We start from the raw sequence: 13,379 nt of genomic DNA, 5'->3' as shown, positions 1-13,379 counted from the left end.
TTGCATTGGTTGTAGTGTGGCCCACGCGTGAGACGCTCATAACCGGATTCCAGCCATGACAAGCCGCACTCCTACGCCTGCCGCAGCCAGCCCCAAGGGCGAGCGTGGCAAGACGTCAGCGAAAAAACCGTCGAGCTTCTACATGAAGCAGATGCGCGCAGGCCTGGCCGCCGCCGGTTATGTGAAACACGAAACTTGGGTGCTTCCGGAAAACCGAAGCTTGCTCAAGCAAATGGAGCAACAGCTACGCCAACCGATTCTGGCTGGCTCTTTCATGTCGGAGAAATACATGAGCGCAGGCAACAACTGGACCATCGACAGCCTCTTCAATGCCCTCAAGGCGCTGGACGAGGTGGCTTCCCAAGAGATTTCGCTGTCCCTGATCCAGAGCTCCGAACCGAGCATCAAGCTGGAAATGAACGAATTCGGCGGCCTGCCGATTCACATCGCCCTGGCCGGCCAGCAGATCATTGTCGACACCGTGCTGGTGGACATCGATTCGATCAGCAACGTCCAGGCGTTCAACGATGCCGTGCTGCGCAGCCGCGAGATGTTCCCGCTGTCGTCGATCGGAATCGAATCGATGCCGAACGGGCAGACCGTCTACAACATGTTCGGCGCCCTCAGCGCCGACTCGAGCCTGACCAACGTGGTCACCGAGGTGAAAACCCTGGTCGACAACGTGCAGCGCGCCAGCGAAGCCTTCGAACACTTCTTCAAGTAATCAACAGGGAATATCCAATGACTCAGTCCATCTGGAGCAAGTTGTTCACCGCACTGCGCGGCGGCGCCAATGAAGTCGGCGAAGCCATCGCCGACCAGCAGGCCCTGCGCATCCTTGATCAGGAAATCCGCGACGCCGACACCGCGCTGTCCAATGCCCGCCGCGAACTGGTGACGATCATGGCCAAGCACAAACTGGCCGCCGACCGCGTCAGCGAATACGACGCCAAGATCAAGGACCTCGAAGCCAAGGCTGTAGCCGCGTTGAATGCCGGCCGTGAAGACCTGGCGCTGGAAGTGGCCGAAGCGATTTCGACCCTGACCAACGACCTTGCTGCCGAGAAGAAACTCAGCGATGAATTCGGCGCCTACGCCGACAACATGCGCAAAGACATCAGCAAAGCCGAATCGCGAATCAAGAGCCTGCGCCAGCAAGTGGACATGGCCAAGGCCCGCGACAGCGTGCAGAAAGCCCAGGTCAGCGCCTCGATTGCCAGCGGCGGCGCCAACGGCAAACTGGAAACCGCAGTCGGCACCCTGAACCGCCTGCAAGCCAAGCAGCAGCAACGTGCTGCCGAACTGAACGCCGCAGACGAACTGGCCGACGCCTCTACCGGCAACGACCTGGAACGCAAACTGCGCGACGCCGGCATCACGCCGAACGAAGGCAGCGCCAATGCGATCCTTGAGCGGCTGAAGCAGAAGTCCGCGCAGTAATGACTGAACGGTAACTTGTGGGAGCGAGCCTGCTCGCGAAAGCGTCGTGACAGTCAAATAATCGAGTGACTGACACAACCCATTCGCGAGCAGGCTCGCTCCCACATGGTTTCACGGCGTAATTGCCTCTGCTCGTTCACCGCTTCGCCCGTTACACTACCGCCACTTTTTCACCCCCGAACACCTCCACCCGCTTCAAGGAACGTACCCATGGGATGGTTTAAAGACTTGCTCGGCACCAGCAATTGGCAGACCGCTGCGCCAACGAGCACCGGCGCCAGCGGCCCGCTGGGCATGGCACAAGGCAAAGGCGTGCGCTTCGACACGACCCTGGCATTGCTGCTGGAAGGCTCGACTTCGGTGCGGGTGCCATTCGATCAAGCCGTGTGGAGCGCCGGCTGGGTCGATCTCGGCCAGTCCAACAAGCTGCACCGCTACTACATGAACGACGAGGATTTCTGGGTGCAGATCCACGTCACCGGCGACGATCAGGTCGAGTCGGTCACCCTGTTCAATTACCTCAGCTATGTAACGGTCAACAGTGACGCCGAACTGCAGCGTCTGGCCGGCCCCAACAGCCTGATCGGTCTGCCGACCTACAACCACGACGGTGTTGAATACACCCGCGAATGGGGCACCGAACTGCATCAGACCGAACTGGTGCCAATGACCGAACACGTGGTCAACCCGGACGAGTCCTACACCATCAAGCACCACGCCATGCTGTATGCCCGCGACACCGGCCTGACCGATCGCCGCGAACTGCTGCTGTTCTCCGTCGAACAGGACGAAGAAGGCACCGTCAGCCTGAGCACCTCGCTGGGCATCTCGCTGTACACGACTGATTTGAGCGCCATTTAAAAAAGGAAGTTTTTAATGCTGGAAGTCTTGGCCGTTTCCCTGAACAAAACCGCGCTGGTCGGTTTTGTCGTCTACCTGATCGGCGCCGTGTTGCTGTTCATGCTGTTTCAATTCGTCTACACGCGCATTACCGCGCACAAGGAATTCGAACTGATCCGTGCCGGCAACACTGCCGCCGCCATTGCCCTCTCCGGGGCGATCATCGGTTTCGCCATTCCGGCGAGCAACGTGATCGCCTACTCGGTCAACGTGCTCGACTTTGTCCTCTGGGCGGTCATCGCCGCCGTCGTGCAGCTGTTGGCGTTCGTTGCGACCGGGCTGGTGCTCAAGGGCACGTCCCAGCGCATCGCCAACGGCGAAGTCGCCGCCGGCATCTATGTGGCGGCCGTGGCGATCAGCGTCGGCATGCTCAATGCCGCGTGCATGACCCCGTCCCACTGACCGGCAGGAAGCCTCTCGATGAAACGCAGCAAATACGTGCAGTTGTCCCTCGCCGCGTCGGTGGCGATGGCGATTTCCGGTGAAGCAGCGGCGCTGGATCAGCCGCGCAATTTCCAGAGCGTTGAACAGTGTATCGATGCCGAAGTGGCCGCCGATCTCTGCTCCAGCGCCTACGTCGCCGCCCTGAACGAACATCGGCGCATCGCCCCGCCCTACAACGACAAGGCCAAGTGCGACGCAGACTTTGCCGCTGGCTGGTGTCAGAAAAATTCCGATGGCCGTTTCGTGCCGAAACTTGGCGGCTTCAAAGTGCCGGGCAATGCCGAGACGCCGCAAGATCTCGATGCCATCGCCAATTCGCAAATGCCGGCGGGCGACACCAGCAGCAGCGCCAGCCACGGCGGCTCGCACTATTCCGGTGGCTCAGGTGGCGGCGGCAATGGCTGGCTGACCGGCTGGCTGATCGGCAACGCAATGAGCAACAACGCCGAACGCACCGTTTACCGTGATCGCGAAACGCGCCAGCCGTACAACACCTCAACGCAGTACCGCCGAGCTGACACAACCTCGCGCAGCCAGTCGGATTACGAGAGCAGCAAGAGCAAACCGGTGAACGTTGCGTCGTCGACTTCGCGCGGCGGCTTCGGCAGTCAGTCCAGCGCCCGCAGCGGTTGGGGTGGCTGGGGCAGCAGTTCCGGACGCTCGAGCAGCTGACATGAAAAAGATCCACTGCGCCGAGCGCCCCGACTGGAAACACACCGCCGAAAGCCTCGGTTTCCTGTTCCACACCATCGACGACGAACCGTACTGGGACGAAAGCGCCTACTACCAGTTCAGCCTCGCGCAAATCGAAAACGATCTGGAAGACCCGACCACCGAACTGCATGAGATGTGCATGGACCTAGTGGATCGCGTGGTCAACAGCGAGGAGTTGCTCGATCGCCTCAGCATCCCGGCGGCGTACTACGACATGATCCGCACCTCCTGGCGCGAGGGTCATCCGCATCTGTACGGTCGCATGGACTTTTCCTACAGCGGCAACGGGCCGGCGAAACTGTTGGAGCTCAACTACGACACGCCGACCAGCCTCTATGAAGCGGCGGCGTTTCAGTGGGGCTGGCTGGAGCAATGCATCGAACGCGGCACCTTGCCCCGGCATGCCGACCAGTTCAACAGCATCGACACCAAGCTGCATCAGGCCTTCGCCGAATTGCAGTTGAAGCGGCCGTTCTACTTTGCCTCGATGAAGGACTCGGTCGAGGACAAAGGCACCACCGACTATCTGCGGCTGATCGCGGAAAAGGTCGGCATCGAATCACGCCACATCGATATCGAAGACATCGGCCTGACGGCTGAGGGTCGTTTCGTCGATCTGCAGGATCGCTGGATCCCGCACCTGTTCAAGCTGCACGCCTGGGAGTTCATCTTCCACGAACCGTTCGGCGCGGCAATCGCCGAGTGCGATACGCAGTTTTTCGAACCGGCGTGGAAGGCGATCCTGTCCAACAAAGGTGCGCTGCCGCTGCTGTGGGAATTGCACAAGGGACATCCGAATCTGCTCGCTGCGCACCTTGATCCGAATCCGCAAAGTGCCGTGCCAAAGGGCTGGGTGCGCAAGCCGTACTTTTCCCGCGAAGGCGCCAACATCGAACTGCAAACAGCGGAAGGTCTGATCGTCAAAGAGGACGGGCCTTACACCGATGCGCCGTTCATCTTGCAGGAGTTCGCGCCGCTGCCGAAGTTTGGCGACAGCTACACGCTGATTGGCTCGTGGGTGATTGGTGATGAGGCGGCGGGGATTGGTGTGCGCGAGGACAATAGTCTGATCACCAAGGATTCAAGTCGCTTCCTGCCGCATCTCATTCTCGACTGAACTGCCAGACATGAAAAAGCCATAGCGTTGGCGCGCTACGGCTTTTCATCCCAGTTAAGACACTTCGGTTGTTCGTGACCCATTCCGTATCGGAACCTCGTCTCTGGACGGTTCATCCGTCGACACTCTTGCCATTCTGCGTCGGGCTATTTCAGCGCCACGGCGACGCAGTGGTGTTTCAACGAATCGGTAATTCAGTTCGCTGCACACCACCATGATCAGCAACGCAGTGAGCAACAGTTCGATCGTGTGCCCGGCCCCCAGCGTCGCGCCGCTAGTGGACGCAATCCGCGTCCAGATCTCGGTACTCAGGTGGTAGGCGAATATGTGCACAACGTACAAAGCGTAAGACCGTGAACCCAACCATTCGAACAGGCTCTGGAAAACAGAAGGACAGTAGATGTAGCCCTTCTGGTAACTGGCGAGCCAGACAATGACCACGGCCGTCATCGCGACCAGACCAACAGCAATCGGCACCGCGATCATCTGCCCTGCGATGGCACCCAACAGATACAGCAAAAACAGCGTGGTCGCCAAACGCTTGAAGATACTGGCACCGAGCGCAACCGGCTCGATGTCTTTATAAAGCGAAGTGCGGGAGAACAGGCAAAGCACGATGCCCCACATCATCGCATCGAGCCTGAAGGAGAACAGCATCGGTGCCGGGGGCGCCGCAAAACCATTGCGATCAAAGCCGAACTGCAGGGCGATCAAGGCAAGCAGAATAATCACCCGCCAGCGCGCCGATGTCACCAGTAGCAGAAAAAGCGGGAAGATGAGGTAGAACTGCTCCTCCAGCGCCAGACTCCAGTACACCGAGTTCGGGCCAAGCAACAAACCGTACTGATTGGCCAGGTTGCCAGTGAACGTAGCCACAGCAGTAAAACTGCGCAGGTTGTAAAACCACGACTGAAACGCATTCGACTCGTTGAAAAAATTGAAAACGCCAACGGTATCAGCACCCACAACCATGCTGTGGGCAAGAGGCGATAAGCCCGCCGGATCCAGAACGACGTCGCGGCCAATCCGAATCTGTTCTGCTCACGGTGGCTATCGAAATAGTCGAGATACGCCTTGCTGACGACGTAGCCTGAAATACAGAAGAACAAATCCACCCCGGTCCATGGGGAGTACACGTTGAACAGGCTCAACAAGGACGAGTCATGGAACGGCAACAATTGAGGGAGGTGGGTCAGGACCGTCATGAGAATGGCCGCCCCGCGCAAATACTCGATTTCCTTGTTCTTGCGAGTGCTCATGAAATTCTCTTGTTCTTATGGGGAGACAGGCTTCATAGCGCCTGAAAACGCTGCGGGAATGAACTGAGTTGGCATTCCTCGAGAGCGATCATGGAGCGGTCCGCGACGGCCTTCAAGCCTCCGTGCAAAAAACTTTCCGGATGTCCAACCCGACTCATTGGTCAGTTGCCGGGCATTCTTTTCATCCATGCCCCTGCAAAACGACAAAGCCCTCGCAATTGCGAGGGCTTTGTCTGGAAGCGATCAGTTTCAGAACGGAATATCGTCATCGAAGCTGTCGAAATCCGGAGCCGGTTGCGGCGCGGCCTGCTGAGGCGCCGGAGCCGAACGCTGCTGTGGAGCCGACTGCTGCGGGCGTGGAGCCTGCTGACGTGGCGCCTGCTGCTGGTAGTTGTTGCCACCGCCTTGCTGGTCGCCCTGTTGTGGACGGCCGCCGAGCAGTTGCATGGTGCCTTGCATGTCGACCACGATTTCAGTGGTGTAACGCTTGATGCCGTCCTTTTCCCACTCGCGGGTCTGCAACTTGCCTTCGATGTAGACCTGCGACCCCTTGCGCAGGTATTCACCGGCAATCTCGGCCACCTTGCCGAACATCGACACACGATGCCACTCGGTCTTCTCGACCTTCTGACCGGTCTGCTTGTCGGTCCATTGTTCGCTGGTGGCCAGACTCAGGTTGGTCACGGCATTACCGTTAGGCAGGTAGCGAACTTCGGGATCCTGGCCGCAAGTGCCGACCAATATGACTTTGTTAACCCCACGGGCCATAACGTTCTCCTAAGCGTCGCACGCAGCCCCGGCCGGGTTGTTGACCAGGCGTTCGAGGGTGCTGCGATCCACTAATTCTTTGTCCAGTTTGATGTAAACAGCCGCCTCTTCGGCGACTATCACTGCATCTGTTACCCCTACCAGGGCCTTGAGGCGCTCGACCAGACCCGCTTCGCGGATCGCTTCGGGCGACAACGGCAAGCGCAGGCTCGTCACGTAGGGAGGTTCGCGCATGGTAACAGCAAAGGCCAGCCAAAGTGCAGCCAGCGCGGCGCATCCGAGGAACACAACCGACAGACCGCCATGCTGGAACAACCAGCCGCCGAGTATCCCGCCGAGTGCCGAACCGAGGAACTGGCTGGTGGAGTACACGCCCATGGCCGTGCCCTTGCCGCCTGCCGGTGAAACCTTGCTGATCAGCGACGGCAACGATGCCTCGAGCAGATTGAACGCGGTGAAAAACACCACCGTACCGATCACCAGAGCGCGCAGGCTGTCGCCGAACTGCCAGAAGAATAGTTCAGTCAGCATCAATGTCATGACGGCGCCGAGCAAAACTCGTTTCATTTTGCGTTTCTTCTCGCCGTAGATAATGAATGGGATCATGGCGAAGAACGAAATCAGCAACGCGGTGAGGTAGACCCACCAGTGCTGTTCCTTGGGCAGACCGGCTTTTTCCACCAGTGCCAGCGGCAGGGCGACGAAGCTCGACATCAACATGGCATGTAACACAAAGATGCCCAGATCCAGGCGCAGCAGGTCCGGGTGCTTGAGAGTCGGCATCAGCGCCTGCCGGGCCACGCCGGATTCCCGGTGCTGCAACGGCCCGGTGGATTGCGGCACCATGAACATGATGATCAGGATGCCGACCAGCGCCATGGCGCCAGTGGCGAGGAACAGCCCGGACAGCCCGAACCCACTGGTCAATAACGGCCCGACCACCATGGCCACGGCGAACGACAGGCCGATGGTCATGCCGATCATCGCCATGGCTTTGGTCCGATGCTGCTCGCGGGTCAGGTCGGAAAGCAGCGCCATCACCGCTGCGGAAATCGCCCCGGCGCCTTGCAGGATCCGCCCGGCGATCACACCCCAGATCGAATCGGCCTGGGAAGCCAGAACACTGCCGAGAGCGAAGACGATCAGGCCGAGGTAGATCACCGGCCGGCGACCGATGCGGTCGGAAATGATCCCGAACGGAATCTGGAAAATTGCCTGGGTCAGACCGTAAGCGCCAATCGCCAGCCCGATCAGGGCCGGGGTCGCTCCCGCCAGATCCATGCCATAGGTCGCCAGCACCGGCAACACCATGAACATGCCAAGCATACGGAAGGCGAACACCAGGGCCAGACCGCTCGCCGCGCGGGTCTCGCTGCCACTCATGCGTTCGCTGTGGGGATCGTGCATGGAAAAACCTCGTGTGAACCGGCGGCGATTCTACCAGTCCCATCGGAAGACGGGGTATATCGCGACGCTATGACGCGTATAGATGAAACTCTCTTCATGAACGGCAAAACGCCCTTCGTTTGATAGTGTGCATCCATCCAGTATTTGCCCGTATACTCCTACGTTTTCGACGCCCGCCAAGCGAGGCCACTTTGGACAAGATCCTGATACGTGGGGCCCGTACCCACAACCTGAAGAACATCGACCTGACCCTGCCACGGGACAAACTGATCGTCATCACCGGCCTGTCCGGATCCGGCAAGTCGTCCCTGGCGTTCGACACGCTGTATGCCGAAGGGCAGCGCCGCTATGTCGAATCGCTGTCGGCCTATGCCCGGCAATTCCTGTCGATGATGGAAAAACCCGACGTCGACACCATCGAAGGCCTCTCGCCGGCGATCTCCATCGAACAGAAGTCGACCTCGCACAACCCGCGTTCCACGGTCGGCACCATCACCGAAATCTACGACTACCTGCGCTTGCTCTACGCCCGCGTCGGTACGCCGCGTTGCCCGGATCACGACATTCCACTGGAGGCGCAGACCGTCAGCCAGATGGTCGATCTGGTGCTGGCGCAGCCGGAAGGCAGCAAACTGATGCTGCTGGCGCCGGTGATCCGCGAGCGCAAGGGCGAACACCTGTCGGTCTTCGAAGAATTGCGTGCGCAAGGTTTCGTCCGCGCCCGGGTCAACGGACGCATTTGCGAGCTCGACGAGCTGCCGAAGCTGGATAAACAGAAGAAGCATTCGATCGATGTGATCGTCGATCGCTTCAAGGTCCGCGCCGATCTGCAGCAACGTCTGGCCGAATCCTTCGAAACCGCGCTGAAGCTGGCCGACGGCATTGCCCTGGTCGCGCCGATGGACGACGAGCCGGGCGAAGAAATGATCTTCTCCGCACGCTTCGCCTGCCCGATCTGCGGCCATGCGATCAGCGAACTGGAACCCAAGCTGTTTTCCTTCAACAACCCGGCCGGCGCCTGCCCGACCTGTGACGGCCTGGGTGTGAAGCAGTTCTTCGACATCAAGCGTCTGGTCAATGGCGAGCTGACCCTGGCCGAAGGTGCAATACGCGGCTGGGACAGGCGCAACGTCTATTACTTCCAGATGCTCGGCTCACTCGCCTCGCACTACAAGTTCAGCCTGGACAAGCCCTTCAACGAGCTGAGCGCCGAGCAGCAGAAGTTCATCCTGCACGGCAGCGGCTCGCAGAACGTCGACTTCAAATACCTGAACGACCGTGGCGACATCGTCAAACGCTCGCACCCTTTCGAGGGCATCGTGCCGAATCTTGAGCGTCGCTATCGCGAAACCGAATCGGCGAGCGTGCGCGAAGAGCTGGCCAAGTTCCTCAGCCATCAGGCCTGCCCGGATTGCCGTGGCACGCGTCTGCGCCGTGAAGCGCGGCACGTCTGGGTCGGTGAGAAAACCCTGCCGGCAGTGACCAATCTGCCGATCGGCGATGCCTGTGAATATTTCGGCGCGCTGAAGATGACCGGTCGGCGTGGCGAGATCGCCGACAAGATCCTCAAGGAAATCCGCGAGCGTCTGCAATTTCTGGTCAACGTCGGCCTCGACTATCTGTCGCTGGATCGCAGTGCCGACACATTGTCCGGTGGCGAGGCGCAACGGATTCGTCTGGCCAGCCAGATTGGCGCCGGTCTGGTCGGCGTTCTTTATATCCTCGATGAACCGTCCATTGGTCTGCATCAGCGCGACAACGATCGGCTGCTCGGTACGCTCAAGCATTTGCGCGATATCGGCAACACGGTAATCGTGGTCGAGCATGATGAAGACGCGATTCGTCTGGCTGACTATGTCGTCGATATCGGTCCTGGCGCAGGTGTGCACGGCGGGCGGATCGTTGCCGAAGGCACGCCGGATGAAGTCATGGCGCACCCGGATTCGCTGACCGGCAAATACCTGTCCGGCCGGGTGAAGATCGAAGTGCCGGCCAAACGCACGCCGCGCAACAAGAAGCTGAATCTGTCGCTCAAAGGTGCGCGTGGCAACAATCTGCGCAATGTCGATCTGGACATCCCGATCGGTCTGCTGACTTGCGTGACTGGCGTATCCGGTTCGGGTAAATCGACACTGATCAACAACACGCTGTTCCCGCTCAGCGCCACGGCGCTCAATGGCGCGACCACGCTGGAAGCGGCCGCGCATGACAGCATCAAAGGTCTGGAACATCTCGATAAAGTCGTCGATATCGACCAGAGCCCGATTGGCCGTACGCCGCGTTCCAACCCGGCGACCTACACCGGGTTGTTCACGCCGATCCGCGAACTGTTTGCCGGCGTGCCCGAGTCGCGCTCGCGGGGTTACGGCCCGGGGCGTTTCTCGTTCAACGTCAAGGGCGGTCGCTGCGAAGCGTGCCAGGGTGATGGCCTGATCAAGGTGGAAATGCACTTCCTGCCGGACATCTACGTGCCCTGCGATGTGTGCAAGAGCAAGCGCTACAACCGCGAAACCCTTGAGATCAAATACAAGGGCAAGAGCATCCACGAGACCCTCGAAATGACCATCGAGGAAGCTCGGGAGTTCTTCGATGCGGTGCCGGCACTGGCGCGCAAGCTGCAAACGCTGATGGATGTCGGCCTGTCCTACATCAAGCTCGGGCAGTCGGCGACGACCCTGTCCGGCGGTGAAGCACAGCGGGTCAAGTTGTCGCGCGAGCTGTCCAAGCGCGATACGGGCAAAACCCTGTATATCCTCGATGAGCCAACCACCGGCTTGCACTTCGCCGATATTCAGCAATTGCTCGACGTCCTGCATCGCCTGCGCGACCACGGCAACACTGTGGTGGTCATCGAGCACAACCTCGATGTGATCAAGACCGCTGACTGGCTGGTGGACCTCGGTCCTGAAGGCGGTTCCAAGGGCGGTCAGATCATTGCCACCGGTACGCCGGAGGAAGTTGCCGAGATGAAGCAATCTCACACCGGCCATTACCTCAAGCCACTGCTGATCCGTGACCGGGCTTAACTGCCAGGCATGAAAAAGCCCCTGGCACCGTTAAGGTGCCAGGGGCTTTTTTGTAGCTGGAGCAATCAGGACGCGTGGGATTGCAGGTAGTTCTCGAGACCGATCAGCTTGATCAGGCCCAGCTGCTTTTCCAGCCAGTAGGTGTGATCTTCTTCGGTGTCGTTGAGCTGAACCCGCAGAATTTCGCGGCTGACATAGTCCTTGTGTTGCTCGCAAAGTTCGATGCCTTTGCACAGCGCAGCGCGGACTTTGTATTCGAGGCGCAGATCCGCTTCGAGCATCGTAGGCACCGTGGTGCCGACATCCAGATCGTCCGGACGCATGCGCGGCGTGCCTTCGAGCATCAGAATCCGCCGCATCAACGCATCGGCGTGGCCGGCTTCTTCTTCCATCTCGTGGTTGATGCGCTCGTAGAGCTTGGTGAACCCCCAGTCCTCATACATCCGCGAATGAACGAAATATTGGTCACGCGCGGCCAGCTCGCCGGTCAGCAACGTATTGAGGTAATCGATTACATCTGGGTGGCCTTGCATCGCCCTACATCTCCCTTCCTGAAAGCCTGTAGTTTGAACCAACCTGACCGGAAGGTCACTCACCACGCGCAATAAAAGCGAAGATATTCTGAGAAAAACGGGCCAAAAAACGCAAAAACCGCCCAAATGAGGGCGGTTCTGCTTCTCGTTTAGACTACGTTAAGCTGTCAGTTGAGCAGCTTTGCGATTGCTTCTCCATACGCCGGATCGGCTTTGTAGAAATGCTGCAACTGACGATCGACGACGTCGCTGGAAACACCCGCCATCGCACCGGCAATGTTGCTGACCAGCAATGCTTTCTGCTCGTCGCTCATCAAGCGGAACAAGGCACCGGCATGGCTGTAGTAGTCGGTGTCTTCGCGGTGATCATAACGATCAGCGGCACCGCTCAAGGCCAGCGCTGGCTCCGCGTAATGCGGCGCTTGCTTCGGCGACTCAACGTAGCTGTTCGGTTCATAGTTCGGCGCCGCGCCGCCATTGCTGCCGAACGCCATGGAGCCGTCACGCTGATAAGTATTCACCGGACTGCGCGGAGCGTTCACCGGCAATTGCTGGTGATTGGTGCCTACACGGTAACGGTGCGCGTCAGCGTAGGCGAATACACGGCCTTGCAGCATGCGGTCTGGCGACAGACCGACACCTGGCACCATGTTGCTCGGGCCAAACGCAGCCTGTTCAACTTCAGCGAAGTAGTTCAGCGGGTTGCGATTCAACTCCAGCTCACCGACTTCGATCAGCGGAAACTCCTTCTGCGACCAAGTCTTGGTCACGTCGAATGGGTTCTCGTAATGAGCCGCCGCCTGCGCTTCGGTCATGATCTGAATGCACACACGCCATTTCGGGAATTCACCGCGCTCGATGGCCTCGAACAGGTCACGCTGCGCATAGTCCGGGTCTGTACCAGCCAAACGGGCGGCATCGGCCGGCGCCAGGTTCTTGATGCCCTGCTGGGTCTTGTAGTGCCACTTCACCCAGTGACGCTCGCCTTTGGCGTTGATCAGGCTGTAAGTGTGACTGCCGAAGCCGTGCATGTGGCGATAGCCGTCAGGGATGCCACGATCAGAAAACAGGATGGTGACCTGGTGCAGCGCTTCAGGCGAATGCGACCAGAAATCCCACATCATCTGCGCGCTTTTCAGGTTGCTTTGCGGCAGACGCTTTTGCGTGTGGATAAAGTCAGGAAACTTCAGCGGATCACGGATGAAGAACACTGGCGTGTTGTTGCCGACGATGTCCCAGTTGCCTTCCTCGGTGTAGAACTTCAAGGCGAAGCCGCGCGGATCGCGCTCAGTGTCGGCCGAACCACGCTCGCCACCTACGGTAGAAAAGCGCAGAAAGGTTGGCGTTTGTTTGCCTACCGACTCGAACAACTTTGCACTGGTGTATTCAGTGATGTCACGGGTAACGGTGAACGTGCCGTAGGCGCCCGAGCCTTTAGCGTGGACACGGCGCTCAGGAATGTTTTCACGGTTGAAGTGCGCGAGTTTTTCGATCAGATGGAAATCGTCGAGAAGCAGCGGACCGCGTGGGCCGGCGGAACGGGAATTCTGGTTGTCAGCGACTGGCGCGCCACTGGCGGTTGTAAGCATCTTGGTCTGGCTCATGCGGTCTTCTTCCTCTGTCAGTCTTGAACTGCCGGCTAATGGGCTTGGCGGGAAGTATTGATCATCGACGTTACAGCTACAAATTCATTAACTTGCAGGCATCGATAGATAATTACTAATTATGTTTTCCCGGCACATAGTGGCAGTTCAACCATGTCAGAAACTTG

The 13,379-nt window shown here is 59.1% G+C and carries 12 protein-coding genes and 1 pseudogene; 7 read left to right on the top strand and 6 right to left on the bottom strand.

What is annotated here, in order from left to right; all coding sequences use genetic code 11:
* The first annotated feature begins 142 nt into the window (after positions 1–142).
* From AB4N47_RS26200 to AB4N47_RS26175, 6 genes are all read left to right on the top strand, one after another.
* Positions 143–724, top strand: coding sequence for a YjfI family protein (locus tag AB4N47_RS26200; RefSeq protein WP_225914461.1), 582 nt, complete (start codon positions 143–145; stop codon positions 722–724).
* A 17-nt stretch (positions 725–741) separates the two neighbouring features.
* Positions 742–1,440, top strand: a complete 699-nt coding sequence (locus AB4N47_RS26195) for a PspA/IM30 family protein (RefSeq protein ID WP_016772954.1) — start codon at positions 742–744, stop codon at positions 1,438–1,440.
* Positions 1,441–1,650: 210 nt separating this feature from the next.
* The gene (locus tag AB4N47_RS26190) at positions 1,651–2,301 is read left to right on the top strand and encodes a DUF2491 family protein (RefSeq protein ID WP_110646975.1); all 651 of its coding nucleotides are present in this window, start codon (positions 1,651–1,653) and stop codon (positions 2,299–2,301) included.
* A 15-nt stretch (positions 2,302–2,316) separates the two neighbouring features.
* Positions 2,317–2,742, top strand: a complete 426-nt coding sequence (locus tag AB4N47_RS26185; protein WP_016772952.1) for a DUF350 domain-containing protein — start codon at positions 2,317–2,319, stop codon at positions 2,740–2,742.
* Positions 2,743–2,760: 18 nt separating this feature from the next.
* Complete coding sequence (locus tag AB4N47_RS26180; RefSeq protein WP_341639288.1) at positions 2,761–3,456, top strand: DUF1190 domain-containing protein; 696 nt, start codon at positions 2,761–2,763, stop codon at positions 3,454–3,456.
* 1 nt (position 3,457) lies between these two features.
* Positions 3,458–4,615, top strand: coding sequence for a glutathionylspermidine synthase family protein (locus tag AB4N47_RS26175; RefSeq protein ID WP_313870642.1), 1,158 nt, complete (start codon positions 3,458–3,460; stop codon positions 4,613–4,615).
* 54 nt (positions 4,616–4,669) lie between these two features.
* On the opposite strand, the gene AB4N47_RS26170 is transcribed toward AB4N47_RS26175, so the two are convergent.
* From AB4N47_RS26170 to AB4N47_RS26155, 4 genes and pseudogenes are all read right to left on the bottom strand, one after another.
* The gene (locus AB4N47_RS26170; protein ID WP_460154380.1) at positions 4,670–5,581 is read right to left on the bottom strand and encodes an acyltransferase family protein; all 912 of its coding nucleotides are present in this window, start codon (positions 5,579–5,581) and stop codon (positions 4,670–4,672) included.
* A 20-nt stretch (positions 5,582–5,601) separates the two neighbouring features.
* A pseudogene (locus AB4N47_RS26165) lies at positions 5,602–5,820 on the bottom strand (acyltransferase family protein); the annotation flags it as partial.
* A 303-nt stretch (positions 5,821–6,123) separates the two neighbouring features.
* A complete protein-coding gene (locus AB4N47_RS26160; RefSeq protein ID WP_003228709.1) occupies positions 6,124–6,642 on the bottom strand; it encodes a single-stranded DNA-binding protein in 519 nt (172 codons plus the stop codon).
* A 9-nt stretch (positions 6,643–6,651) separates the two neighbouring features.
* Complete coding sequence (locus AB4N47_RS26155; protein ID WP_341639289.1) at positions 6,652–8,049, bottom strand: MFS transporter; 1,398 nt, start codon at positions 8,047–8,049, stop codon at positions 6,652–6,654.
* A gap of 191 nt (positions 8,050–8,240) precedes the next feature.
* Between AB4N47_RS26155 and uvrA the strand changes: the two genes are divergently transcribed.
* Positions 8,241–11,075, top strand: a complete 2,835-nt coding sequence (gene uvrA / locus AB4N47_RS26150) for an excinuclease ABC subunit UvrA (protein ID WP_016772948.1) — start codon at positions 8,241–8,243, stop codon at positions 11,073–11,075.
* A gap of 65 nt (positions 11,076–11,140) precedes the next feature.
* On the opposite strand, the gene bfr is transcribed toward uvrA, so the two are convergent.
* Positions 11,141–11,608, bottom strand: coding sequence for a bacterioferritin (bfr, locus tag AB4N47_RS26145; RefSeq protein WP_016772947.1), 468 nt, complete (start codon positions 11,606–11,608; stop codon positions 11,141–11,143).
* Positions 11,609–11,775: 167 nt separating this feature from the next.
* Positions 11,776–13,212, bottom strand: a complete 1,437-nt coding sequence (locus tag AB4N47_RS26140) for a catalase (protein ID WP_341639290.1) — start codon at positions 13,210–13,212, stop codon at positions 11,776–11,778.
* Between the last annotated feature and the right edge of the window lie 167 nt (positions 13,213–13,379).

Source organism: Pseudomonas sp. S3_G06 (assembly GCF_054667565.1).
This window is presented reverse-complemented; position numbering and strand designations above follow the sequence as displayed.